At 38.2% G+C, this 26,099-nt stretch carries 21 protein-coding genes; 6 read left to right on the top strand and 15 right to left on the bottom strand.

Annotated elements, in window-relative coordinates; translation table 11 throughout:
* Positions 1 to 89 precede the first annotated feature (89 nt).
* The 3 genes from pepT to CTN07_RS03925 form a co-directional block, all read right to left on the bottom strand.
* On the bottom strand, positions 90 to 1,331 hold the full coding sequence (gene pepT, locus CTN07_RS03935) for a peptidase T (RefSeq protein ID WP_005298934.1): 1,242 nt from the start codon (positions 1,329 to 1,331) through the stop codon (positions 90 to 92).
* Positions 1,332 to 1,388: 57 nt separating this feature from the next.
* Complete coding sequence (locus CTN07_RS03930; protein ID WP_005298932.1) at positions 1,389 to 2,246, bottom strand: MurR/RpiR family transcriptional regulator; 858 nt, start codon at positions 2,244 to 2,246, stop codon at positions 1,389 to 1,391.
* A 186-nt stretch (positions 2,247 to 2,432) separates the two neighbouring features.
* On the bottom strand, positions 2,433 to 2,717 hold the full coding sequence (locus tag CTN07_RS03925) for a hypothetical protein (protein ID WP_036763687.1): 285 nt from the start codon (positions 2,715 to 2,717) through the stop codon (positions 2,433 to 2,435).
* 224 nt (positions 2,718 to 2,941) lie between these two features.
* Here CTN07_RS03925 and CTN07_RS03920 point away from each other — a divergent pair, with 224 nt between their 5' ends.
* Both CTN07_RS03920 and CTN07_RS03915 read left to right on the top strand, forming a co-directional pair.
* The gene (locus CTN07_RS03920) at positions 2,942 to 3,334 is read left to right on the top strand and encodes a COG3650 family protein (protein WP_036763685.1); all 393 of its coding nucleotides are present in this window, start codon (positions 2,942 to 2,944) and stop codon (positions 3,332 to 3,334) included.
* Positions 3,335 to 3,438: 104 nt separating this feature from the next.
* Positions 3,439 to 3,804 (top strand): hypothetical protein, encoded by a 366-nt coding sequence (locus tag CTN07_RS03915; RefSeq protein WP_005298931.1) that lies wholly within the window; start codon positions 3,439 to 3,441, stop codon positions 3,802 to 3,804.
* A 149-nt stretch (positions 3,805 to 3,953) separates the two neighbouring features.
* Here CTN07_RS03915 and dcuC read toward each other — a convergent pair whose 3' ends face one another.
* The 7 genes from dcuC to cobA form a co-directional block, all read right to left on the bottom strand.
* Complete coding sequence (gene dcuC, locus CTN07_RS03910; RefSeq protein WP_005298928.1) at positions 3,954 to 5,309, bottom strand: C4-dicarboxylate transporter DcuC; 1,356 nt, start codon at positions 5,307 to 5,309, stop codon at positions 3,954 to 3,956.
* Between the two features lie 306 nt (positions 5,310 to 5,615).
* Positions 5,616 to 6,245, bottom strand: a complete 630-nt coding sequence (locus tag CTN07_RS03905; protein WP_005298926.1) for an SH3 domain-containing protein — start codon at positions 6,243 to 6,245, stop codon at positions 5,616 to 5,618.
* A gap of 197 nt (positions 6,246 to 6,442) precedes the next feature.
* Positions 6,443 to 6,910 (bottom strand): hypothetical protein, encoded by a 468-nt coding sequence (locus tag CTN07_RS03900; RefSeq protein ID WP_036763683.1) that lies wholly within the window; start codon positions 6,908 to 6,910, stop codon positions 6,443 to 6,445.
* Positions 6,911 to 7,014: 104 nt separating this feature from the next.
* A complete protein-coding gene (gene asrC / locus CTN07_RS03895; RefSeq protein ID WP_005298921.1) occupies positions 7,015 to 8,025 on the bottom strand; it encodes a sulfite reductase subunit C in 1,011 nt (336 codons plus the stop codon).
* Positions 8,026 to 8,035: 10 nt separating this feature from the next.
* Positions 8,036 to 8,869, bottom strand: coding sequence for an anaerobic sulfite reductase subunit AsrB (asrB, locus tag CTN07_RS03890; protein WP_005298920.1), 834 nt, complete (start codon positions 8,867 to 8,869; stop codon positions 8,036 to 8,038).
* A gap of 8 nt (positions 8,870 to 8,877) precedes the next feature.
* Positions 8,878 to 9,924 carry an anaerobic sulfite reductase subunit AsrA gene (asrA, locus tag CTN07_RS03885; RefSeq protein ID WP_005298918.1) on the bottom strand — a complete coding sequence of 349 codons (1,047 nt, stop codon included), beginning with the start codon at positions 9,922 to 9,924 and terminating at the stop codon, positions 8,878 to 8,880.
* A complete protein-coding gene (cobA, locus tag CTN07_RS03880) occupies positions 9,924 to 10,751 on the bottom strand; it encodes a uroporphyrinogen-III C-methyltransferase (protein WP_005298915.1) in 828 nt (275 codons plus the stop codon). The genes asrA and cobA overlap by 1 nt, the downstream gene beginning before the upstream one ends.
* Before the next feature lie 412 nt (positions 10,752 to 11,163).
* Between cobA and tsgA the strand changes: the two genes are divergently transcribed.
* Entirely contained in the window at positions 11,164 to 12,351 is a 1,188-nt protein-coding gene (tsgA, locus tag CTN07_RS03875) for an MFS transporter TsgA (RefSeq protein ID WP_005298914.1), read from the top strand.
* An 83-nt stretch (positions 12,352 to 12,434) separates the two neighbouring features.
* Here tsgA and CTN07_RS03870 read toward each other — a convergent pair whose 3' ends face one another.
* From CTN07_RS03870 to CTN07_RS03855, 4 genes are all read right to left on the bottom strand, one after another.
* Positions 12,435 to 16,964 (bottom strand): SslE/AcfD family lipoprotein zinc metalloprotease, encoded by a 4,530-nt coding sequence (locus CTN07_RS03870; RefSeq protein ID WP_005298912.1) that lies wholly within the window; start codon positions 16,962 to 16,964, stop codon positions 12,435 to 12,437.
* 227 nt (positions 16,965 to 17,191) lie between these two features.
* Entirely contained in the window at positions 17,192 to 17,653 is a 462-nt protein-coding gene (locus CTN07_RS03865; RefSeq protein WP_198137215.1) for a hypothetical protein, read from the bottom strand.
* A 200-nt stretch (positions 17,654 to 17,853) separates the two neighbouring features.
* Positions 17,854 to 18,252 (bottom strand): membrane protein, encoded by a 399-nt coding sequence (locus CTN07_RS03860; RefSeq protein WP_036763680.1) that lies wholly within the window; start codon positions 18,250 to 18,252, stop codon positions 17,854 to 17,856.
* A 132-nt stretch (positions 18,253 to 18,384) separates the two neighbouring features.
* Positions 18,385 to 19,014, bottom strand: a complete 630-nt coding sequence (locus CTN07_RS03855; protein ID WP_005298909.1) for a TetR/AcrR family transcriptional regulator — start codon at positions 19,012 to 19,014, stop codon at positions 18,385 to 18,387.
* Between the two features lie 164 nt (positions 19,015 to 19,178).
* Between CTN07_RS03855 and CTN07_RS03850 the strand changes: the two genes are divergently transcribed.
* Both CTN07_RS03850 and CTN07_RS03845 read left to right on the top strand, forming a co-directional pair.
* A complete protein-coding gene (locus tag CTN07_RS03850) occupies positions 19,179 to 20,270 on the top strand; it encodes an efflux RND transporter periplasmic adaptor subunit (protein ID WP_005298907.1) in 1,092 nt (363 codons plus the stop codon).
* A complete protein-coding gene (locus CTN07_RS03845; RefSeq protein WP_005298905.1) occupies positions 20,263 to 23,358 on the top strand; it encodes an efflux RND transporter permease subunit in 3,096 nt (1,031 codons plus the stop codon). The genes CTN07_RS03850 and CTN07_RS03845 overlap by 8 nt, the downstream gene beginning before the upstream one ends.
* On the opposite strand, the gene CTN07_RS03840 is transcribed toward CTN07_RS03845, so the two are convergent.
* The gene (locus tag CTN07_RS03840; protein ID WP_005298903.1) at positions 23,350 to 24,054 is read right to left on the bottom strand and encodes a response regulator transcription factor; all 705 of its coding nucleotides are present in this window, start codon (positions 24,052 to 24,054) and stop codon (positions 23,350 to 23,352) included. The two genes, CTN07_RS03845 and CTN07_RS03840, sit on opposite strands and share 9 nt — an antisense overlap.
* A gap of 452 nt (positions 24,055 to 24,506) precedes the next feature.
* On the opposite strand from CTN07_RS03840, the gene CTN07_RS03835 reads away from it, so the two are divergent.
* Positions 24,507 to 25,817 (top strand): glycoside hydrolase family 18 protein, encoded by a 1,311-nt coding sequence (locus tag CTN07_RS03835; protein WP_005298901.1) that lies wholly within the window; start codon positions 24,507 to 24,509, stop codon positions 25,815 to 25,817.
* Positions 25,818 to 26,099 lie beyond the last annotated feature (282 nt).

Below are 26,099 nucleotides of genomic sequence, written 5' to 3'. Positions count from 1 at the left end.
CTTTGATCAAAAAAATCAGCATATCGAATGAACTGACCCCCAATAGTTGGACACCAATTATTGGGGGTCTTTTTATTTTCTAAAATCGGTTACTTTGCCATTTTTTCTGCAGTGATTTTTATTACTTCAACAACAACATCACTAGCTGCTTGCAATGAATTCACAGGTAGATACTCGTATATTGAGTGGAAATTATGAGCACCGGTGAAAATATTTGGACAAGGCAATCCTTTTTGCGAAAGAACGGCACCATCATAACCGCCACGCATCGGAGTGACTTTCATCTCAATATTATTACGCTTATACGCTTCTTTAGCGATATCTACTGGGAAGTGAGCTTCACCTTCTAAGCTATTAGCAACATTTTCATAACGATCAGAAAGATCAATTTCGATCGCATTTTCACCCCATAACGTCTTACAACTATCAGCTAATTGCTGCAAAAACGTCATTCTTTGACGATATCCCTCTTTGGTAAAATCACGAATATCCATTTTTAGAACAGTTTTAGCACTATTACCTGACAGCTCTTTTACCCAATAATACCCTTCTCGACCCTCTGTATATTCTGGAGCCTCCCCTGGTGGCAACATTGCAATAAATTTATGCGCCATAAGTAAGGAGTTTTTAAGTTTTCCTTTCGCTGACATTGGGTGAGCAGATTGCCCGATAAATGTAACCTCAGCATTGCCTGCATTCCAGTTTTCATAAACAAATTCACCAATACCACAGCAGTCTAAGGTATACCCAAAATCGGCGCCAAAAGAGTCTACATCAAAAGCTTTTGCTCCACGTAGACCTTGCTCTTCATCTGGAACAAACCCTACTTTAACTGGGCCATGTTCAATTTCTGGGTGATCTTGCAAATATTGAAGCGCATCTAAAATTGCCGCAATAGCCGCTTTATCGTCAGCCCCCAATAAACTTGTACCATCTGTCACAATGATCTCTTGGTCTACATATTGTGCGATTTCAGGAAATTCTGAAGCTTTTAATATAATGTCTAATTCTGGATTTAAACAAATATCTCCGCCTTGGTAATTTACAATATGTGCATGGGTATCATTTTTTTGTTCAGCACTGGTATCTAAGTGGCCAAAAAATGAAACCGTTGGTATTTGTTTGGTCGTATTTGCGGGCAAAGTAGCAGTTAAGATTGCCGTTTCTCGTAGTTCAATGTCTTGTAAACCTAACTGCTCGAGTTCTTGTTTAACCCAAAGTGCAAGTTCCATCTGTCCAGGTGATGATGGCATGATCCCAGCGGCACCCTTCTCACGATCTGTAGTGGTATTAATGCGAGTGTAATTTAAAAAACGATCCACTATGTTCATTGTATTTTCCTAATTCTAATTTCAAATTCACAACTTTTTTAATGCTACTTTGCATTGTCAGGTTTTAAAGAAACTAAACTCTTCAAATAACCCTTCTATTCTTTGGAAACGATTTTCTTTTTCTTTATGAATCGAAAGACCTTTTATCAATCCTTCGATAACAGCAAAACCAGCCGTTCGATTATTGAAAAAACCATTACCGGCACTTTCGACAACAAACTGAATGTCACTATAGGCTGCAAAAGGATTTACGGCCTGATCGGTCATGATGATGATTGAACCACCATGTTGATGAAACCATTTAACAAGGCGAACAGTCACGCTGGAATATCGATGGTATGAGATCGCAAAAAGAATATCGTCTTTGCCAACATCCACCAATTGGTGAGGAAGTTTAGAAATATCTGCTTCAATAAGGATGACCTCACGCCGCAGATAACGAGCCAACAAATAGAAGTATGTTGCTAGTGCTTCTGATGAGGCACTCCCCATTACATAGAGCTTACCTTTTGGTTGGCGCATTAACTCAAGAGCAGATTCAAACTGCTCATCGGTAATATTATGAAAGGTTTTATCTAAATTACTGAGCACTTCAGTATGATGTTGTGCTAATAAATTATTTTCACTAGACCCTAAATCGCCGTTATCCGTTTCATAACGTTCAATAGGTGTCGTTAATGTATGGGTAAGTTCAGCTGTCACCTGTTTTTTAAAATCGATAAAGCCAACAAAGCCCAAACGTTGCAAAAAACGCCCTAATGTTGCTTTGCCCACGCCAATCTGTTTACACAGTTCATCAATTTTTGCGAAAGGTAATACGCTATAATTCGCCATAAAATACTGAGAGATCCGCTGCTCAGCATCTGTCATGGATTGGAAGTGATTTATTGCGTCAATAAAATCCTGTTTATTCATGGTAGTGGTTTCCCAGAACTTATCCATTTTGGGAAATTTTTCCACTACACAATACAAACTACAAGAGAATCCCTTTTTCCCATCACCAAATTGTGATCATCAGACAAGAAGCACAATTAAATGACGTCAATAAATTCAGAGACAAATGAAAATGGCCTACCAAAACATGATAGGCCTCGTTGATATTTAATTGAGATAGCCATGTGCTTGTTTCCAACTATCACTCATTTGTTCTAAAACACAGCTAGGTAGAGGACGATGAGCCTGAGCAGGTTTTGTTACTATGGTTCGATAACCTGCCGCTTTTAATCGCAAATCAAATGATTTATCAATGGGCATTCCCGCTCGTGCGAGATCATAACGAAATACCCTTAATGAAAGGTACTCATGGGCTTCGAGTTCTCCACCATATGGGTATTTGAGAACCTTTGCATAAGCACTTTTTGCCAGTTCGAAGTTCACGCTAATCATATGCTTACCTCCAAGTCCAATAGGGCTACTGGTTATAATCACAGTATGATGTTATTTTCGAAAAAGCAAGGTGTTTCTCATTAAATATGTTCAAATCGATTTTATTTAGGGAAAATTTGTGAACTCAGTAAATTGACAAGTAAAATATTGCCTTTAGTTTCCTAATAGGAATATTTTTTACTTACTGTTATTATTAATATTATTATTTTGTTTGGAATCACTTCATGTTAACCACGCGATCTTGCATTAAGACTGTCTCCCTTTTATTGGCTCTTTTATTATCGGCTTGCTCTAGCAAACCATATGTTGGTGAAATAGAAACAATGGAAGGTGTATACACTTGGGGGCATGAGGTTCATAGTTTTCAACCTTGTAATACAGATAAATACTACTGGGTAGAAGGACAAGAATCTGTTCTAAAGCCATTGATAGAAGAAGCATCAAAACTTCAAGCAGAACAAGAAGAACCCTATCAACCTATCTATGTCAAAATTAAAGTAGAAGTAGAGCCTCAGGTTACAACAGGATTTGCTGCCGATTATGATGGAGCAATCAAGATCTTAGCGGTGCAAGAGACGCATGCATCGGTTCCTACGCAATGCAAAGCGCCATTGTAATATTTGAATAAAAATTCGTCACTATTAACCAAAATTAAGGGTAATTCTTCACTCTATTTAGAGCCTGAATTACACTAGCTTGGTTAAAGTTCAAAGGAATCCACATGCAAAAAATCAAGATAACACCAAATCCACATGTTGCAGCGATTTTTCAAGGTTGGTCTGAGGACTGGTCAAAAGAAGCAAAAGCAGAGCAAAAAGATTCGGCAAATCAATTTCATACTGTATACAAAATTGCTGGCGAGCTGTTCACTAAAGGTGGTGAACTGGATGCTAACGTTGTGTCTGCACTCTACAACGATTGTAAGCAAAAAGTCACAATGTCTAAAGCAATGGTTGATAAAGTAAAATCAGCACTGGCAAACGATGAAGAAAAAGCCGAGCTATTGATTAAAAAGATCAACACGACAGCGCAAGATGCCGCTTATATTGTTAAAGAACTTGGCCAACAGATGCTTGAACAAGCTTAATATCTGATTGATAGGTCACCACCTATAACACACAGGTATACTTCTTTAATTTGAATATAGAAAAGCGAGCAAGAGATACTCTCCTGCTCGCTTTTTATTTTCTCTATCCAAACATCTTCAAAATACAAAGTTATTTGGATTTAAACGGATTATAAACCAATAATCAAAGAAACCGCCGTTGATACAATAAGCGCACCAATCATTGGAATTGCAGTTCGTTTAACTAGCTCAAAAGGTGAAACTTCTGCCACACCAGCTACGGCAACAATCGCCCCGGTAATCGGAGACATTGAACGAGCAATACCCGACGCCAACTGCATAGGCATTAACATAATGATTGAGTTAATTCCTACTTTACCTGCAATTTCTGGCACCATTGCGGCAAAAGAGAAGAACGGTGCATTACCAGAGCCCATCAAAATAGCAGCAAAGGTAATAATAACAACCATCAGGATAATCATGATTGCTGGAGATAAAGAAGCATGAACCGCAGCATCAATTACTGTATCCAGTAGACCAATCACCTTCATACCATGAGCAAAAACTTGGCCGGCAATAACTAGAGTTACTACGCGAGCAAACTGACGACCCATGCTATCAAAGTAAACAATAATGTCATTAAAGACCGCTTTAGCACCTTGACGGAATCCTTCACAAATCATCGCAACAGCAATCGATATAAACATGGCCGTCACTACATCGATCTTCACACTCTCGATCGCTAAAGGACTTAGAATCATGATTAAACCAAGCGGAATGATAGGTAAAAATGCGTACCATGATGGTGGATTCGCCAATTCATCTTCAACTTGGATATCATTATTTTCTGCTTGAACTAATCCTTTCTTATCAAACCACTGTTGCACAAAGAAATGCAATACGGCAATGGTAATCATGGTCGCAATAGCAACTGGCATTTGGTAATTAACAAAGTACTCAGTCACTGGCATATCAGCCGTTTTTGCTGCAAGATTTACGTTACCTGATGCAGGACCTAAATCCAAACAGGCTGAAGTTGCAATAACCGCAACCGCCGACATCTTACTAACACCAAGACGAACCAGAATTGGATATAGCGTTACCATTAGCAGCAAACCAAGGCCAGAAGCACTTGGAATAAACACGTTTAAGATCTGACCCATGATATAACCCAGAGCCATCACAAAATACGGTGCTTTAAAATATCCTAATGGTTTTATAGCAATATTCACTAACGCTCGTGAAGCGCCAATATGATCCATATATTTAGCAAAACCACCCACAGCCATAATGATCAGACCTAGTGATCCAACGGTTTTTGCTGTTGTGTTTTTAATAAAAGTAAAAATATCTAGCCAGCTATTACCACTTGATGCCCCCTCAGGCAGTGGCGTGCCAATATTAAATATTATTGCGGCGGACATCATAACGATACCACCAATAAACAACGTCGTTTGGGGATTGAACTTCTTATAGATCAATGTGCCCACTAAAAAGATAACAATCAAACTAAATACGGTAATCACAATCAGTACTCCATGTAGTGATTAATCCAGCAAACAGTTGTCATATTAACCAATTAAAAAGAGATAACAGCCCTTAATAATAAGCACTATACATATCTATGAAGCCCATCAATAAATCAATAATGGGAAAAAACATTCCGCTCTATGGGAAAAAACATCTTCCCAAATTAGTTGTAATAACTTACTTACAATTGATTATTTATTAATCTAAAGGAGGGATTAAAAATGCTACTAACTTTTTAGGAGATGCAGCAAAAGCCCCTCAATATTGTGATGAATATCAAAGAGCTTTTGGGAGAAAGAAGGTTATTTAGTTTCTGATGTTGCAGATGAAACTGCTTTAGGTTGACCCGTCTTCACGGCTGGTTTTGTTGGTTGATCCATCTGCATCATGATATGTTGCTGCTCACCCATCATTTTCATCATGTTAGCTTGCATACTGTCCATATCACCCCATGAGTTTGCAAATGCGTTATTCATATCAATTTGCATTTTCTGCATCTTATTAAAGAATGCTTTAGCTTCTTTATTATTAGGCGCAGATTTTCCTTGGAACTGGGTAATTTCATAATGCATAGGGCCGTATTGTGTTTGAACAACCCCTTTGGTTACCGTTTGCACACCATCGTCAGTTTTTGTTGTCTTTGTGGTTTGGTTACTTTTTGCTGCTACCGATTTAGTAGCATTTTGCATATCACTGTTTTTAACCCATCCGGTCTGACCATTTGATGGATCACCGACTTTAGACCAATCTTTATCGATGAAAATAGTCATTAAAGGAGCATCGCCATTGATTTTTTCAATGACTTTTGACTGAGCATTAGGTTGTGAATAAATGGTAATATTACCAACATCATTATTGTTGGCAGCCCAAACTAAAGAACTTGCAACTAGAGCTGCAGCGCCTGCCAAAGTAAATACAACACCCTTTTTCATACGATCCTCCCGCATGGACTACTACTGATAAAAATTAGATTTAAACTTGGCTACAGAAGTCATACTTAAAAATCATAAAGCATGCTTTATCATCATCCAAGTTATTGAGTCTGACGAGAGGCAATATTGAAATCTTAGTTTAATCAGATTAGACCTATGAATATCGAATAAGGTATCGACCTACTTTGATGATATGTCTAAAAATGTTCAGATGTACAATGATAGATCTTACCTAATAATACTTTTTCATAGCCAATTTGCAGTTGTTTAAGAGACTGTTCAATTTGAGTAAACGCAAAACTAAAACGCTCTTTAACATCAATAAGCCATACCACTTTTTGACCTTCTACAATACAACTCTTAACTTCTTTCACTTTTTCTTTTGCATCAAAATCAAAAATATTTAATTGATAATCAATAGCAGAATCCCCAATTAAATTATCTAGTGATTCAGGGATCTCTGATGAAAATAAAATAATATCAGCCTGCTGAAGTTGATGATAAGCATACAAAGAGAGTTTTTCTGGAATTAATGGATCGATTTCAATACAACTTAAAACCGAAAGTATTGAAATATCTTGATGATCAGCATCAACTAACTCAAAGTGTGAATTATCATTAACTGCGTTTGATAAAGAATAGGTTGTATCTACTAGTGCTTTCATAATTGTTATACCAAAATCCAAACAAAGCTAAGATATTAAATTTGTTCAAATATCTCTTTAATGAGGGGAGAAAATTCCCCCCTCTTATTTCTGTTTACTATTTATTAATTTGCAGATCTCACATGCATATTTGCAACGTATTCATCTTCAACCCAATAAATACGCTCTGCCACTTGAGCTTCAGGATTAAGCTCAACGTTTCTAAGTACACGCTCTTTAAATTTATGGTAGCCTGCTCGGTCAATAAGATGTCCCATATGTAAATATACAGGCTTACCTTCAAGCATCTCTTTTTCAAATCCCAAAAGGTTTTCAATCACTTGATGAAGTACATCTTCTGTAACCCAGTTTAAAAACATCTTACCGGTACGAGGCGTTTTCTTTGAAGTACGTCCCCCTAATTTCACCATATAGAGTTGTTTTGGGTCACGTTGCCAAGCCAATGTTGGACAGGCTAATACGCATTCACCACAGCCAATACATTTGCTCTCTTCTTTTATTGCCTTCCCGTTTTTAAGAGATAAACATCCAACCGCATGGTGTTCACAAGCACGAACACATGCACCACAGCCAATACAACGTTCAGCATTAAAGTGCATTTTTGCCACACCTAGTACCCCAAAATCAGCCATATTGGCTTTAGCACAATCGTTAGGACAACCTGCTAATACAATCTTGAGATGATAAGGCTGAGGGTAAATATGATGCTCTAACCGTAGAGCAAGACCTGTAGTGTCCGTATTTGCTTTTTGACAGATTCGACTGCCCTGACAAGCCACAATGTTACGACCAGCAATACTCTTGTACCCAGCTTGAGTATCTTCAACATCAATACCACATTGCTCAACAGTAATCTCTTGCAAGAAAGGCTCTAAGGCTTTGTTCACCTTATCGATATCTTGATATTTTATTCCAGGCATTGCGAGCTTCTGACGAGTGGTTAAATGGATAATGCCATTACCAAACTCTTGAGCTATATATTGAGCTACCGATAATAAATGAGCAGGCATGATACCACCCGGAATACGAACACTTATCATGCACTCGCCACGAACTTTAGACAGACGATAATCACCATTTGCTCGTGTCTTAATAATATCTACATCGAGATCCATCATCTAATCCTCAATCTACTAAATACTCAGCTTGGTCAAAACGAAATACGGGGCCATCAACACAGACGTACTTATCACCAATTCGACAATGTCCACATTTACCCACAGCGCATGCCATCTTGCGTTCGTAGTCGACCCAAATTTGCTCTTTTTTAAGGCCTTTATTTAATAGCGCTTGAACTGCAAACTTGATCATAATTGGTGGGCCAACCACTATGGCTTGAGTATTCTCTAATTGAGAAAGATCTAACTGTTCAAAGTAATCAGTAACTCGGCCAATACAGAAGTCATTATTCGCCTCCCCTTCATCCAATGTAGTGATTAGGTTGATATTATCTCGCCATAACGGCATACATTGACGATATAACACTGCATTTTGATTACGAAAGCCCAGAATCGCATCCATACCAGAAAGTAGTTCAGGTTGTTCACTAAAGTGCTGGATTAAACCTTTAACAGGAGCAACACCTGTACCACCAGCAATAACGATAAGATGTTTTCCGTTGTAATCATTAATAGGATATCCATTACCGTGAACACCGCGCATCCAAACGCAGTCACCGACATTGAGTTCAAACAGTTTATTGGTGACTTTACCCACCTTTCGGATCAGTAAATCAATATAGTCTTCACCACAGTCAGAGACGGAAATAGGAGCTTCGCCATACATTGGCAGTGATACTTCAACAAATTGCCCTAAACGAGCTGGAAAATCTTTTTCGACTCGAAAGTTCCATTCTGCATCTGTATAACGGGTGATCTCTAAAATTTTGTACGCCTTTGGCAACAAGGTGTTGTTATGACGTCCGCAGTTACATTGGTGGGTTGAATCATGCTGACACATAGAAACTCCTATTGCTGCTCTGATTTAATCGCATTTTCTACAATATCAGTCATGCGATTAATAATTCGGGTAAAAGAGATATATTGAGGACAGCGATCGATACAACGACCACATCCCACACACATATGGTGAGTTCCTTGGCGAGCTTTATAGTCATTCACTTTATGCAATGCTCTAAAACGTAATCTTTCGCCCGTTTTATCTCGAAAAGAGTGGCCACCAGCAATAGCAGTAAAATCACCAACCATACAACTAGCATGTTGTCGACGACGCTCACCGTATGTAGGATTTTCATCATAAGCAAAATCGAAAACACTGTAGCAACTACAGGTTGGACAAGAAGTTGTGCATCGACCACAGCCTATACAACGGCGATCATACTCAGCCCAACTGGGATCATTTTGTAATATTTGACGGATTTTCTGAGGATCAGAACAAACTTGATCCGGTAAGCGAACTTTAATCTGATTTTCTTGCACAAACTTAGGCTCATATTCTCTATCTGACCCAAGCTCAGCAAAAAAAGGGATTAGTGTTTCATCTTTAACTTGAATTACTGCTCCGTCAGTACTGACACGTATAGCAGCCGCATAATTATCTGTTTCGTTTGTCCCCATCGATACACAAAAACAAGAATCAAAGCTGTGTTCACATTCAATTAATATCAGCTTAAGTTTATCTCGTAGAGTTTGATAATAGATATCTCGATTACCACCATTTTCTAAGAACATATAGTCAAGTCGTTCTAATGCATGAATATCGCAAGCGCGAAGAAATACAATTGTTGGCTTGGCTGTATGCTCTGGTTCAATGATCATATCGCCATGAAAATGAAACAGGGTTTGAGTAATAGGAAAGATAATCTCTTTTGCGGAAAAATGTGACTTCTCATACCACACAATCTCTGACGCTGAATGAATATTTTTGTAAATTAAGTTATCTGTATGTGCAAATCGACCACCAAAATGTTCATACGTTGGAGCCATTATTTGATATGAGCATTTAAGCTCCGATATCAATCGTTCCAATTCTGTATTATTTAAATACTTAGACATTACATCACACCTTCATAGTGAATATTATTTTCTTTTTTTATTCCATACCAGTTTATTAATTCAGCCAGATTAACAACCTCTCCAACAATAATAATGGATGGACTTTTAATGGATACTTGGTAGAGTTTTTCTGATATTGTTTTAAGCGTTGCAATAATATGGTGATGCTGGTTTGTCGTCCCCTGACTAACAATCGCAATCGGAGTATTAAAATCCATCCCATGATTTATTAAGCATTGAGTAATCCATTCAACCTTATGTAAGCCCATATAAAAAATAAGAGTATGATCCAAATGAGTTAACGCATCCCACTCAATTTGGTAGCTATCATCCCCTCCATGAGCTGTAATCATAGTCACCCCACGCGATATTCCTCTGTGTGTTAAAGGAATCCCACTGTAAGCACCGCAACCTATTGCAGCTGTAATTCCGGGAACGACATCGTATGAGATCCCTTGTCGTTCGAGTACTAATGCTTCTTCACTTCCTCGACCGAAAATAAAAGGATCGCCGCCTTTAAGACGACAAACGATATGACCTTGATTGGCAAGTGTTACTAATAGCTCATTAATCTCGCATTGCGATGTTGATACACAGTTATACTTTTTGCCAACCTTAATTAATTGAACCTCATTAGGGACTAATTGCAGTATTTCTCTTGATACCAAATTATCGTAAACAATAACCGTCGCATTTTTTATTATTTGAAAAGCCCTAATTGTCAATAAATCAGGATCTCCTGGACCAGCGCCAACTAAATGGACAAATCCTCTTTCTTTTCTGGAAAAAATAGACTTAACATTATGACTATTTGGGTTGATTGACATAACAAACGCTACCTAAGCACTAATCTTATATAAAGAGTAATGTCATTTTATTTAGATAACTATTCACTAATTACTTAATAGGTATTTAGGAAAATTTAACCGTTTTATTTAATTGACCTATATCAAACGAAATAAAGTAATCTTATCTCTATAATGAAAATTTATTATTTAGATTTAGGAATAAGGCAATACTAATCAAAATGCATAACACCATAACAATTAGTGATGCAAATCACAAAATAAACACATTTTAAAATAATACTGAATAAAACCTGAATTAGTTAATTCCATTTTAGAATAATTTTTCATTTCCTAGTTATTTTTTGTGAGAGTAATCACAATTAAATGTAATATGAATTGGTAGGATTCGCATCACATTATTTCTATTAAGACCTTATATTCAGGATTTGCCATGACAAACAAAAATCGCAACCTCCTGACATGGATTAGTTTTTTATCATATGCGCTAACGGGCTCACTAATCATCGTCACAGGTATCGTGATGGGTGATATTGCTAAGTATTTCGACTTACCAATATCAAGCATGAGTAATACCTTCACCTTTTTAAATACTGGTATTTTAATTTCAATCTTCCTGAATGTTTGGTTGATGGAAATTGTTCCGCTTAAACGTCAGCTAATGTTTGGCTTTGGCCTAATGGTACTTGCCATTCTTGGTTTGATGTTTGGTCATAATCTTGCATTATTCTCTGGCTGTATGTTTGTACTCGGTGTCGTAAGTGGTATCACTATGTCTATCGGTACTTATTTGATCACCCATATTTATGAGGGTAAGCAACGCGGTTCTCGCCTACTCTTTACTGATTCATTCTTCAGTATGGCGGGTATGATTTTCCCTGTAATTTCAACTGCCGTACTTGCCCATCATCTTGAATGGTACTGGGTATACGCTGCAATTGGCGTGATCTATCTTGCTATCTTTATTCTAGCTCTAATTTCTACTTTCCCTGAGTTAGGTAAAAAAGAAGATGAGCAACAAGCGGCTCCAGAGAAAGAAAAATGGGGTGTGGGCGTATTATTCTTATCCATTGCTGCACTTTGTTACATTCTAGGTCAACTTGGTTTTGTTTCTTGGATTCCAGAATACGCGACCAAACAGTTAGGAATGACAATCACTGATGCAGGTCAGCTTGTAAGTTACTTCTGGGGAGCATATATGATCGGTATGTGGATCTTCAGTGTGCTGCTTAAGAAGTTTGATCTTCAGCGCTTTGTGATGGTGCTTTCTGCCCTAGCGACTCTACTGATGTACTGGTTTAATACCGATACTGATGCGAAGACACTGCTTTACGTTATTTCAGCATTAGGCTTCTTTAGTAGTGCTATTTACACTTCAATTATTACTCTAGGTTCACAGCAGACAAAAGCGGCTTCACCTAAGTTAGTTAACTTTATTCTACTGTGCGGCACCATTGGTACAATGTTAACTTTCGTTGTTACCAGCCCTATTGTTGAAAGCTTTGGCACTCACGCTGCACTGATGACAGCAAACGGACTATACGCGGTTGTATTCCTAATGTGTTTCCTTGTCGGTTTTGTGACTAAACACCGTATTCACGGACACGCAGACGCGGCTTAACTTTTACCGTTAGTTCCGTTAAAACAAAGAAGCCATCGCACTTAATTATGCGATGGCTTTTTGTTTATGCTGAAGTAACTATTTTACAAGTGAGTGATAGACTCAGGAGAAGTCTCTGGCTGTTTTAAATTCGGGATCTGATTTAATACTTGATATCCCTTAGATGTAATTCCACCCGAGTAAAGTTTGTCACCATTAGGTAAAATATTCATGCTTTCTGATGGATTCCACAATGTATAGAAGTTTGATAAATCAAAGCCCGATACATATGAACTACACACCATCAATAAGTCACCGCCACTTAATCCTGTATCAGAAGATGAGCAGTAGTTAATACCCTGATCACCAATACTATCGCCTCGTGATTTACGGTGCATAAGCTTAAACATATTCCACCCCTGATCTTGATTATAGATAGTTAGTAAGTCCTTTTCGCTATACCAGTTATCAATACGGAAATGATTCTCAGCCCAAAGTTTTAACTGAGCAAACATCACCAAACGAATACCAGCATCACCGTTACTCCATACATGTTTATTATATCGACTAAAGAGTAATGGCATCTTTTGGATATCACTCTCAACTCGACTCATTTTATTATTAGGTTCTGGGCGCTGTTCCTGCATGTATAATGCCAATATATTATTGGTTACTTCTGTCCCTCCAGTCATAGAGAAGGGAGCAGAAGCTAAGTTATGACCTATTTCATGCCACAAAAGCCAATCATTAGTTGGTGTAGTTGGGATCTTATTACCCTTATTGTATGTCGTGCTTTGAACTGGATACCCTGAATGAGCAGCACCAATACTAATTTGGATATCATTAACAAATCGATGACGGTGATCAGCTAGATCTTGATAAGTAAAGCGTCGATGCTTACCTACTGAGACAACTTCATCTCGACCATAAAAGTCACTTGCACTATTGGCAAATTTATTCATCTCATCTACAAAAATTTGTATATCTTGCTGTTCAATGTTCTCAACAGGCGTTGTATAGATTACATGGCCAGTATCGATTTCAGCTAAAGGTACATCACTTGCTTTACCATACATCCATTGGTTATCTTTCCAAAATGCTGCAGTCGCAACACCACTAAAACTAAATTCAGCTGTACCCTCTATATTTGAATGAGGTTTGATATAAATTAAACCGCCATAAGGAACACGAAAGCTTAAATTTGAACCATCATAATTAAAGCTTTTTTGCACTCGAGGAGGTCGATTTAAAGCGACTTCATGCTGCTCTAACCCCGTTAAGTCATCAATCAAAGAGACAGTAATCGTTGCAGGTACACCACCACTTACTTGAACTTGTTGATGCTGATGAGCCCAAAGTCCTGTCGACTGCATATTATTTACAGTACCTGTAACGGCATTGTTTAATGTAGAAACAGTGACTGTTTGAGTGCCATTCGTAAATGCTGGACGACCTGGGTATTGAGTCGTATCAACTTTGATATCAAGATCCCAATAAGAACGACCAAGCATAATACGAGTTAATGGTTTTTCCTGATAATTTAATGGGTAGCTTGGATTTAACTCACCATTTTTATGTAAAAAGCCATACTTAATTAAAGCTTGCTGTTTATCAACGGAGCACTCAATACCACCTTGGTGTTGATTATTGGTATAACAGTTTAGGTAATCAACTGCTGTTTTAAACCCAAGTTCGTCCTCAACTGAATTATCATATCGATACGGCTCGTCATTCCACATCCAAACAGAGGTGTTATCATAAGTCTGATTTAATTCAGTTAAAGATAAGCGATGCCCTTGCTCACCACGAGTTCGATAATACAATTCATGCTGATACAGTTTAGTTAGGTTGGTCCCTAAATTAGCCGCTTCAACCATAGAGTCGATAACTTTAGGTGAGATTGAATAGCGTTCATAGTTAGCACGCTGATAATTACCAAACGATGGAATTCCATGACCTTTTCGGAATTCGATACAATTGACTTCAAACTCATAGTCATCTTGGCAAACTTTTACGCCAGGAAATGCGACTTGTAACTCATGAATAGCCGCACGTTTTTCATCTTCAGATTTGACTTGAAAGAATGCAAAACGTTCTTGTGGAATACCATCGATCGTTAGTGGCATATATGGCGTAGTATATTTCGCCACTTCCAATTTAGGCATCTTATTTGGGGCTGGCCATGTAATAGTACCATCACTATTAATTACAATCTTAGATGCATCATCGTTAAGTGTTTCAAAACGTTCATAAACAACTAAGTCATGCTCAGTAACTGCGTGCACATTAGGCTTAACGCCACTACCATGACAGTAATAACTTGAACCACAATATGCTTGCGTTGTTTTAGCTTGTGCGACATTAGCCCCACCAAGTGAAACACCTGCCATATCTGCTAGTTTCGCAATCGGCTCTGGATTCACTTGTTCTATCGCATCAAAAAAGACAATATGACCACCAGCATTCACATATTGAATAAGATCATTAACGTCATTTACTGTCAATTTAGGCTGTGATAAATCAGAGATATTCTTGGTTGTTGTACCATCACCAAAAGCGCCTATTTCATAAGACTGAAGCAACAATATTGGTGTTGTTTCAGGATTAATTCCAGAAAAATTACCAGAAGTAATACGCTCTAAACTAACGTTATAGCTCTTATTAATGAAGAACTCATATTTTGGTAACCAGCTTTGATGGCCATGATCAAATTTAGGTGCTAATTCAATATTTGTCGCCACATTAATGGCGTTTTGTCCATTTTGATAACTTGGTTCAAGCCATGTAAACAGATTCTTAAAGAAGCGCTGCATACTACCATTATCAAATTGACGGTCAGTGGTTGGATCGACAATGTTATTATTAATACTATATGTACACTGCTGATCTTTAATTGAAAGAGACTTATTCCCCCAATAACTATCTGGACAAGATAGAACTATTGGATAATGTCCGCTTCCCATAAAGACAATACTACCCTTACCTATTTGACCGGTAGAAATACCTGGTAAGTTAAAAGTCGCATTATCTTCTGAAACTTTCGGTGGTCTCAGCATTGTTACCTTTGAATCGGCATCTATGGTAGTTGCATCTACGATATGCGGCTTAAATTCTCGAGTCCATGCTTGCTCTTTTCCAAATGGTAACCAATAGTTACTGTCCATACGAGGCATTAAAATGGGAAATGCCGTATTAGAAATATTAAGATTTCGCATTAAACGAGCAAAACCAGAAGCCCCGTAGTATGAACCAACATCATGGAATACATGAAATTGCTGAACACCTGAATATATCTGATGTAATGTTGCATTTATATTGGAGCCATGAGCTTTCACTATTTTAGTTTGCTTAGCCCAGAGTGATTTGGGTTGTTTTAATTGTTCATCAATCTCTTTTGCTAAACCAGAGTCAAATTGGTATTCAAACTCATTAGGAACATGAAAGTTAGTTCCTTCAATTTTGGCGCCATTAGGCAGAGAAATATTAATAATTTCATTAATAGCGTTCGGATACAAAGCAAAAATTTGGTGAACTTTAGTATCAAATTCACGATGATCGTGCAAATTTTTAGAGTATCGTTCAATTAAGCTATCAATATTTTGTTTTACAAGACTATTTTCAGTCACATCGGTTAATTGGTAGCTAAGCTGATTTCCTTTCACAGAGCCAAAAGTAAAAGTATCAATACCAAAGGTGATCTCTTCACCCCAAATATATTCAATTTGCCCCTGACTGTCCGTTACCCCGCGTGATGACGGCGTATAATAGTGAACACCAGCAATAGGTAGACCTTTTGCGTCAAGCAATTTTGCTACTGTAATTTCTTGATTGTCAACGGAAGGCTTATATTGATATGCAGACTCTGCCGAAGCAGACACAAATTGACTGTTAAGATCGGTTGAGGTGCCTGGAGTGACTTCCGGTTTTAACGTTACATCGACATGAGAACTCGGAGCTTTATCTACCTCTTCTGTTACTTGCTCTGAAGATGGATTGATAAACTCTTTAACAGCCTCTGTATCGGTAGAATTATAAAGTGTCGCAATGTCATAACTATTAATAACATCTAAACACACCTTATTGTTATCACTTTTACAAGTATCAATTTTATTGAGAACTTGAACCGTATTATCAACAGCTCCATCGTGGAGAAAATGTTCAATATCAAAGTGAATAACCTTCTGAGCATCACTATGGAGTGAGCGAGGTTGAGGTGCCTGCTGAGAAAATAGTTCTATTGACCCGAAATTACATCGGATGTCATCCCCATCTTTAAAGGTAAATTGGCCGTTTAAGGCTAGTTCTTGACCATTACAACTAATATCACCCACTAATTGTTTACCCGATAGTTGCAGACCACCTTTATGGATCTTTATTGCAGGATCAAGTACTGATGGTGGAATGGTATCCGGCTCCGTTGGCGGTTCTGGTAATTCTGGCTCAACTGGTGGCTCAGGAATTTCAGGCTCAACAGGTATTGAAGGCTCTAGCGGTATAAGTGGTTGTTCAGGTTTTACTGGTATTGATGGATCTAAAGGCGTTAGCGGTAAATCAGTATTTTGACTATTACTATCACCATTACAGCCCGTCAATAAAGCGGCAGTAATTGCAAGAGAAAGGAGTTTTAAATGCATAAATGACTTTTCTTATAATAAAATGTATTGTTCCCCTTTCTTATATTTCCAATTAATTAGGCAAGCAATTGTCAAATAATTCAATATATAACTATCGATAAAATATAGTCAAATTATTAAATTTCATACTTTAATGACAATATATTTATTCTATGTACAAATTTATCCTCCGCCAATAGATTGACTAAAGCTCAATAAATTCAATAACTCACCGAGCTTAAATATTATCAACCATTAAACTTTCTTTTATCATCGATACGCTTTCTATGCCAAATAGAATAGTGACGTAATCCTGCTGGACCATGAGCAATAATCACTGAAAGTAATAAAACAATGATATAAAGAGCAGCCTTATCTTGAGGTAAGATAACAAATAATCCCAATAAGCCTAGTTTTACATAAGTTAATACGCCCTTAAGTTGGATCAACCATAATCGAGAACTGATGATTTCAAAGCCAACCATAATAACTCCCGTTACCATAGCTAAAACCCACCAATGTAACCATAGCGATTTATCAACACCATAAAAGACTCCACCACTCATTCCTGCAATACCAAGAATGTGTAGTGCACGAATAAACGTCTTACCTAGGCGCTGGATCCAAAAGCGAGTTTCAGACATACCAAATTGACCTTTGTGATCGCCTTTAGGTGATTTTTTATTCAAGTGATGATGGCTTTGTTTCATATTTAATAAACTGAGTAATTAAGGAAGTGGCAAGGATAACGGATTCACTCAATTTTTGAAACGCACTCTACAAATTGAATAGATAAAAAAAACCCGCTTCAATTTGAAACGGGGGGATACAAAGAAAATTAAAGTGATGGTTCATTGGAGTTTTGGAATTAAATTAATATATTTCAATTCTGCAGTAACAGTAAATAAAGCTAGGAATCTCGCTTATCAAGAACAGTATAACCTTTATTTTCTAGGCACTTACGGAGCACATACTGAGCATCATCTAAATCTTTACTTCGTCCAGCAAGGTCCCCTGCAATGAACCCGCTAGTCCCCCCTAAAGCAGCACCTTTTACAACACCTTCATCAGAGAGGCCACCAGCTAGAGCACCCATACCAAGTCCTAAAACAACGCCGGTTTTACGACCAGCCTCTTTATTACCAGTCGCTTGATCTGCAAATATTTTACATTTACTTAAAGCTAATTCGTAATTATCATCAAGATTCATTACAACAGGTTGATCGTTATAAGATAATGCGCCGTGTCCTGAACATCCAACAAGGAATAACGTTCCAACAGCAATTAAACCCAAATAAATTTTATTCATTCTTGTTACCCATATAAATAGTATGGCAACAACTGGAAATCCTTATTTCGCTGCTGCGTTGATATGGGTTAATTAAAACGACTTTTAGAACTTTTGGCTAATTACTCTTCTTTAGAACCGCAATAAATAAAATTAATTATCAACTTGATACCCTGCTAAAAACAGATCAACACAAGCATCTAAATAATGATGAAGTTCTGTTTCAAGCTCTTGCGTCTCTTGACCTAAATAACGCCAGTACACCGCTTTACCATGCCACATTAACAGTAATTGCATTGCCGCCTGCTCAAGCGTCATGTTCTCAGGAATAGCAATAATTCCCTGTTGCTGTTTTAATTCAAGAAACTGAACTAACAAAATAACCGTTGCTTCTGGGCCTGCAGCCAAATACGTTTTAGCTAAATCAGGATGATTATCAATTTGACTGATGGCGGTACGAAACATAAGAACCGCTTCAGTACTGAGCAACATAGCTTGAAATCGATAGGCAAACTGACACAAAAATTCACGAATCGGTAATGAGTGATCTAGCGCGGTTTCAGTAAACTCAGCAGCGACACATTTAGCTCGTATACACGTATCAAACAAATCATCTTTCGTTTTGAAATGGCTATAAACTGTTTGTTTTGATACGCCAGCTTGTTCGGCAATTAAGTCCATTGAAGTCATATAACCCTGTGACATAAATAGCTCACTGGCCGCAGCTAAAATTTGTTCTCGCTTTCTTTGACTTCGAGGGGTTAACACTTTTTTCGTACTCATTCTCAGCGCCATTTTCCTAAAATTCTAATCAAGATCTAATTTTTACTCACTGTCACAATTTTTAATACAATCAAACTGGACAGTCTAGTTTTGTTGGATTAATTTTCAACTCAAGTAACACTTTCTTATATACTTCTTTTGCCACGTAAGGAATAACACCTACGATGTATTACCGTTTATATATTCATCTATGGCTCGTATGCAGCGTTATGTTACAAAATGTGGCATTCGCATCTGAACTAAAATCCCCTTTACTCATTAACGGCCTTCAACTAGAGCCTCAAACCAGTTACCAAATTCCACGAGAGTTTGTTGGATTCATTCAAGCAAAACAGCAAACAAGTTTAGGCTCGGAGCTAAACGGTAAAGTAAAACGTATCTTAGTAGATGTAGGAAGAAATGTTACGGCAGGCACACCACTTCTCGAACTCGATACCGACCTGTTACAAACAGAAAAGCAGCAACTATTCGCTCAGCAGCAACAGTTTCAGGCGCAATTAGATCTTATTAATACTAATTTAGCTCGACAGCAAACTTTACAAGCGAAAGGATTTAGCGCTGCGTCAGAAATTGACTCGCTTCAAAGCCAACGAAAAGCCTTGCTAGCCAATTTGAGTCAATTACATGCAACCTTAGCAGCCAACCAGTTAAAACTGACCAAATCCACAATTCGAGCGCCTTATAATGGCAAAATTAGTGAACGTTTTGTCTCTCAAGGTGATGTTATTAATATTGGAACCCCCACTTTTACCTTGCTTGCAAATGATCTAACCGAAGCTCACATCGGGGTTCCTGCGAAATATATGACGCAGATTTTAAACCAACCTAGCTGGCAAATACGTATCAATAACAAGCTCTACCCGGCTCAATTATTAAACCCAGGAGCGAGTATTGACCTTAACTCTCGTACTGTCGAGCTTCGCTTTGCTCTTCAAGCGCCTCTTCTAACAGGAGAGTTAGCCTATCTAACATACCAAGATCACCAGCAACAAAATGGGTATTGGATCCCTCTTACTGCGTTAACTGAAGGGCTGCGTGGCGTCTGGACCGTTATGGCAATTGTGCCAAAGTCTGACAAAAATCATCAAATTTTAGAGCGGCGTACCGTCAAAGTGATTTTTGCTAATGGTACTGACGCCTATATTACAGGAGCGATTCACCCCCACGAGCAGATTGTAGCGGATGGTTTACATCGCGTTGTTGCAGGCCAAGAGGTTGAAACAGCATTGCAGCCAAAGGGTAAAAATAATGAATAAGATTCTGGCGAACAGCCGCTTATTAACCCTTTTTATTGCCATTATTATTGTGAGTGGAATCTCTGCACTAATGTCGTTACCAAGAGCAGAAGATCCCATTATTCGTAACCGTAATGCGACTATTACAACAGTACTGCCCGGAGCAACTACAGAGCGTGTGGAGTCTTTAGTCACAGAAAAGATTGAAAACCAGTTACGCCAACTCGATGAAATCGCACTTATAACTTCAACCTCTCGCCCCGGTATTTCGGTTGTAAGCATCGAATTACAAGATACAATCTTAGATTCAGAACCCGTTTGGTCATTGGTTCGAGATAAGTTAACCGACATCGAACCTCAACTGCCCGCAGGGACATTATCTCCGGAGTTAGATAGCGATCACAGTTATGCTTTTACCATGATCGTAGCTCTTAGTTGGGATCATGAAAGCGAAATCAATCTGGTCACACTTAGACGCTATGCAAAAGAACTTAGCCATCGTTTACGTAATTTATCTGGAACGGAGTTCGTGGATGAATATGGTTTAATTGACGAAGAAATATTAGTCTCTATCGACCCCACTATTGCCACTAGCCTCAAACGTTCAGCAGCAACTCTATCTGAGGCTATAGCTAACGCAGATGCAAAAAATGCAGCCGGTAGACTGATCAGCCCATCCGCTAACTTTACAATAGAAGTCTCCGATAGCTTAGATTCTCTAGATCGCGTTAAGCAGGTTCCTGTTCTGGTTGATTCTAATGGTCATGTTATTCGACTAAGAGATATTGCAACTGTCACCCATCAACCGTCTTACCCAATGGATGAAATCGCGTTAACTCAGAACCATAATAAGTTGCAACCCAACATAATCATTGCCGCTCGAATGCAACCTCAGTTAAGAGTCGATCAATGGAGTAAGAAAGCGCATCAAATAATCGAGCAATTTCAGCAACAATTACCACATAATATCAAAGCTAAAGTCCTCTTTGAGCAACAAGGTTATACCCAACAACGACTATCAGAACTTATGGGTAATCTACTGCTCGGTTTTATTATTATTTTATTTGTATTACTACTTACTCTTGGTGCTCGTTCAGCTTTTATTGTCGCGCTGTCTCTACCATTAACCAGTTTATTAACCCTTGCGCTAATGAAATACACCAATATTCCTATTAACCAAATGTCGGTAACAGGTTTAATTGTTGCGTTAGGAATTATGGTCGATAATGCTATTGTGATGGTTGATACCATTGCTCATTACCGTCATTTAGGGGCGAAGAAAATAGAATCTGCTTATAAGGCTCGGCGCCATCTTTGGTTACCCCTGCTCGGCTCAACGTTAACTACCATTTTAGCCTTTATGCCGATCATTTTAATGCCAGGAGCTGCAGGAGAATTTGTTGGTGCTATCGCGCTCACCGTATCGTTTTCTCTTGCTGGTTCTTATCTTATTGCCCACACCATTGTCGCAGGCCTTGCCGGTCGATTCTTACCTAAAAAAGAACCCTCTTCTGCTTGGTACCATACCGGGATCACCTTACCTTCGCTGAGTTGCCGTTTTGAAAAAACATTGGTATGGAGTGTTAATCATCCACTCAAAACGGTTCTACTCAGTCTTCTGTTACCGTTATTAGGGTTTGTAGGGGCATCACAACTGACTGAGCAATTTTTTCCACCGTCAGATCGAGATATGTTTGAAATACAAGTGTATCTATCACCTCAAAGCAGTATTTATCATACCCAAGAATTTGTTCAACAACTGGATAGTACATTGCATCAATACTCAGATATTGAACAAGTCCAGTGGGTGGTAGGAGGCAATGTACCTTCGTTTTACTACAATATGGTAGGAATGCAAAAAGGAGCGAACAATTTTGCTCAAGCCATGGTGACCGCATCTGACTTTAACGCGGCTAATCGCATGATTAAAACGTTGCAGCAACAATTACCTATCGATTATCCCCAAGCGCAAATATTGGTCAGAAAGCTGGAGCAAGGCCCCCCTTTCAATGCTCCAATCGAGCTTCGCGTCCAAGGAAACGATCTCAACCAACTTAAGCAAATTGGTGATCAATTACGCTTAATTTTAGCTAAACATCCAGCCATAACAGAGACTCGATCAACGTTGCAATTTGGATTGCCAAAAGTGGCTGTCTCGGTCAATGAAGAAGCCAGTCAGCTAAGTGGTTTATCTTTAACACAAGTTGCGAAACTGCTACAAGCAACCTTAATTGGACAAAATAATGGTAGCGTTATCCAAGGACAAGAAGAGATTCCAATTCGAGTTCGGGTTGCTGATAGCCAAAGAGAAAATCTCAGTCATTTAAATAATCTTTTGTTGCCAATAACCAATGTAAATCAAGCCATTGGGTTACCATTATCCGCCATTGCCGATTTACAATTGGAGCCAAGCCTTGGTGCAATTACACGAAGAAATGGTAACCGAGTAAATACTATTGAAGGGTATTTAATTGCAGATGTATTGCCACAAACGGTTTTGAATCAGATAGAGCAGGAGTTAAGCCAATACCAAAAAACATTACCTGTTGGTTATAAAATTGATATTGGAGGTGAATCTGCAGAACGAGATGAATCAGTCAATAACCTTCTGGCTAACCTATCCTTAGTTATTACCTTAATGATTATGGTGGTCGTCGTGTCATTTAACTCATTTAGACTCAGCATGATTATTTTTGCGGTTAGTGCTCTTGCAGCAGGTCTTGGCTTGCTGTCGGTATGGGTTTTTCAATATCCATTTGGTTTTACCGTCATTATTGCCCTGCTCGGTTTGATCGGTTTAGCCATTAACGCCGCTATCGTCATTCTATCGGAATTTAAAGCCGACCCAGCAGCAAGAGAGGGAAATATTACAGCAGTAGTTTCAGGCACAATGAGTTGCACTCGCCACATCACCTCTACCACAATAACGACTGTAGGAGGCTTTCTTCCTCTGATACTGGCTGGAGGTGGATTTTGGCCACCGTTTGCCGTTGCGATTGCTGGGGGGACGCTGCTCACCACCCTCTTATCATTTTATTTTGTCCCAGCTATGTACTGTATCTTAGTGAAGCATCGAAAACTTACCATTAACAAAAAGGCGCTAAGTTAACCGTTGTTTTCGAGTACGAAATTCTCCTGGGGAGCAACCAAGATGCTTTTTAAACACCCGGGAGAAGTACGACACATCCTTAAATCCGGTTGTCAGAGCAATAACTGCAATCTTTTCTTTGTCTGCACTAAGAAGACCACAAGCCATATCTAACCGTTTTTTAATAATATACTGTTTGAGGGTTACCCCCATAACACTGTGAAAGAGGCGTGAAAAGTAGGTTGGAGAATAGTGACAAGCAGCAGCTAAATCTTCTTCCCGCAAAGGTGAGCTAAGATTTTCATCAATAATCTTAAGAGCTGGTCGTAGCGGCTCTTCTCTCTCACTGATATCTTGAGTTATTTCATCTTCTACATCATGAGTGTGCAACCGAGTAAAACAAGACTCTAACTGCTGACGATTAGAACTCGCAGGTAGAATATCTTCTCCCCCTGCTCTTAACACGTTTAATGCTAATTCAGAATCTAACTTATGGTATACCACAATCACTTTGGTAGATGGATAACGGTTACGTATCGCTTTTAATAACGTAAATCCATCAGAAGAAGAATCTTTGATCTCCAAAAATACCAATTCTTTACCCGTCATAGAAGCAAGTAACTCAAAAGGCGAAACATCTTTAAAATTGTGTAGCTGCCGTAAGTTTTCTTTTGCTTCACAGTGTTTATCGCTATGCGTACAGTTAACCCAAATCACATCGTCACCTATTTAAGTCTACCCATCTGCCATTGTGAGAATCCCATTACTTATGATTAAATAATTCCTTTTTAGCCTATAGATAATTTTGTGAGTGAATGTTTATTTTTGCCAATTCATTGAAGATCTTACTATTTGAATAGATAAAAGAGTCTCATCAATAAGACTTCAATTAAATCAATAGAATAAACAATATTCATAATATTTTATTGCATATATAAAGCGCCATTTTTATAGCAAAATATTATTTCAAAACTTACTTATCATAATTAATCGGTCTAAAAATTAGGCGTTTTATTATTTTTATTTTGTAAATTTTTACCAATTCAACCCATTTTTAATAGAAGAGAAATAAGTCTGTGAACCTCATCAACCTCTAATTTCTTGATGATCCTATGATAAAAAATGAACGTTAAAATAACCTTATAATTCTCTTTTCAACTCAAAATAGTATGAATCAAGTAAAGCCTGTAGTACTCACTCTTCTTTCAACCATATTGTTTTCATCTGTTGTTCAGGCTGAAGAAATACAAACGACAAAACCTGTCATAGCGGCCTACTACCCAGATTGGAAAGTTTATAATCCAAGAAAAAGTTACTCAGCAGGATCAATTCCTACAGACAAATTAACTCATGTTATTTATGCTTTTTTGGGCGTTTGTGGACCTCACTCAGCTTCTCCAGCTAATATTCAGAAAATAATGGCTCAGCAATGCCGAGGAAAACCAACCGGAACAGCCGTTATTGTTGATAACTTTGCCGCATTACAAAAACAGCTCCCAGGCAAAACAGACTACAAAGTGAGATACAAAGGAAATTTTGGTCAATTAAGTGCGCTAGTTAAAGCAGATCCAGAGTTGGTTGTTTTACCCAGTTTTGGCGGTTGGACCCTATCAGAGCCTTTTCATACCGTTGTAATTAATCCAACCTATCGTAAGAACTTCGTTGTGAGCGCCATAGACTTACTAGAACGTTATCCATTTTTTGGTGGTATTCAACTTGATTGGGAATATCCCGGAGGAAATGGGTTATCAGGTAAAGGCAAAGATAATCTTGACCAAGAAAAAATAGGGTTTACAGCCTTACTTAAAGAATTAGATCATGGTTTAGAAACTCTATCTCTGAAACATCATCGACAATACGAGCTTTCTGCGGCAGTGAGTGCAAGTAATAAGAATATTAACAATATTGACTGGCCACAAGTCGCTCAGTATTTAGATCACATATTCTTAATGAGTTATGATTTTCTCGGCGGTTGGGAAAATATCGTTGGCCACCATGCTAATTTATTTGCAACGAACAAAACCCCAAATCAGGTCTCAGTCGATCAGCAAGTCAATGCATTGTTACAGCGAGGTGTATCACATCAACAAATCATTGTCGGCGTTCCATTTTATGGCCGAGGTTGGCAACAAGTTGAGGATTTCACTCCAAACACACTAGAGGGATTGACGAGTCAAAGCGGCTTAAAAAAAGGATCAGATCTTGATGATCCGGGCTATTTCACCTATCAAGATATTGCCACTCATCTGCTCAATAATCCTAAACTTGGCTATCAGTACTATTATGATGAACAGGCTCAAGCCGCCGTACTTTATCATCCCACAAAAAAAGAATTTATTACTTTTGATGATCAGCGTTCAATCAAAGCAAAAACTGATTATGTCAAACAAAATCGACTTGGTGGTATTTTCACTTGGGAGATTACTGCAGATAAAGATAATCAACTTATTGAGCTAATATCGACAGAATTAAATCGATAATACAGTATTTATTCTTACCACCGATATTTCCATTTATGAAAAAAGCGCTTTCCATGTTTGTAGCGCTTTTTTTATTCAAAAAAATTTTTTAAAAAATACCTCATTTTTTTGCTGACAATCACATTTTTATCCCCTAATATTGCTGCCGTAATTTGAGTTCCGATGAAGACAGCAGGAGAGCGGCGAGGACTTTCAAACTAATGAAAGCCATAAACGCCCGCCGAAGAAGTAAGCAACCGAGCCTATTTTTTTCATGAAAATACTCGTGTGTAAATCTTTCAG

The organism is Photobacterium damselae (assembly GCF_003026815.1).
In the GTDB taxonomy this organism is placed as follows: Bacteria; Pseudomonadota; Gammaproteobacteria; order Enterobacterales; family Vibrionaceae; genus Photobacterium; species Photobacterium damselae.
Note: the sequence above shows the minus strand (reverse complement) of the source record. Positions and strands in the feature narration are given on the sequence as shown.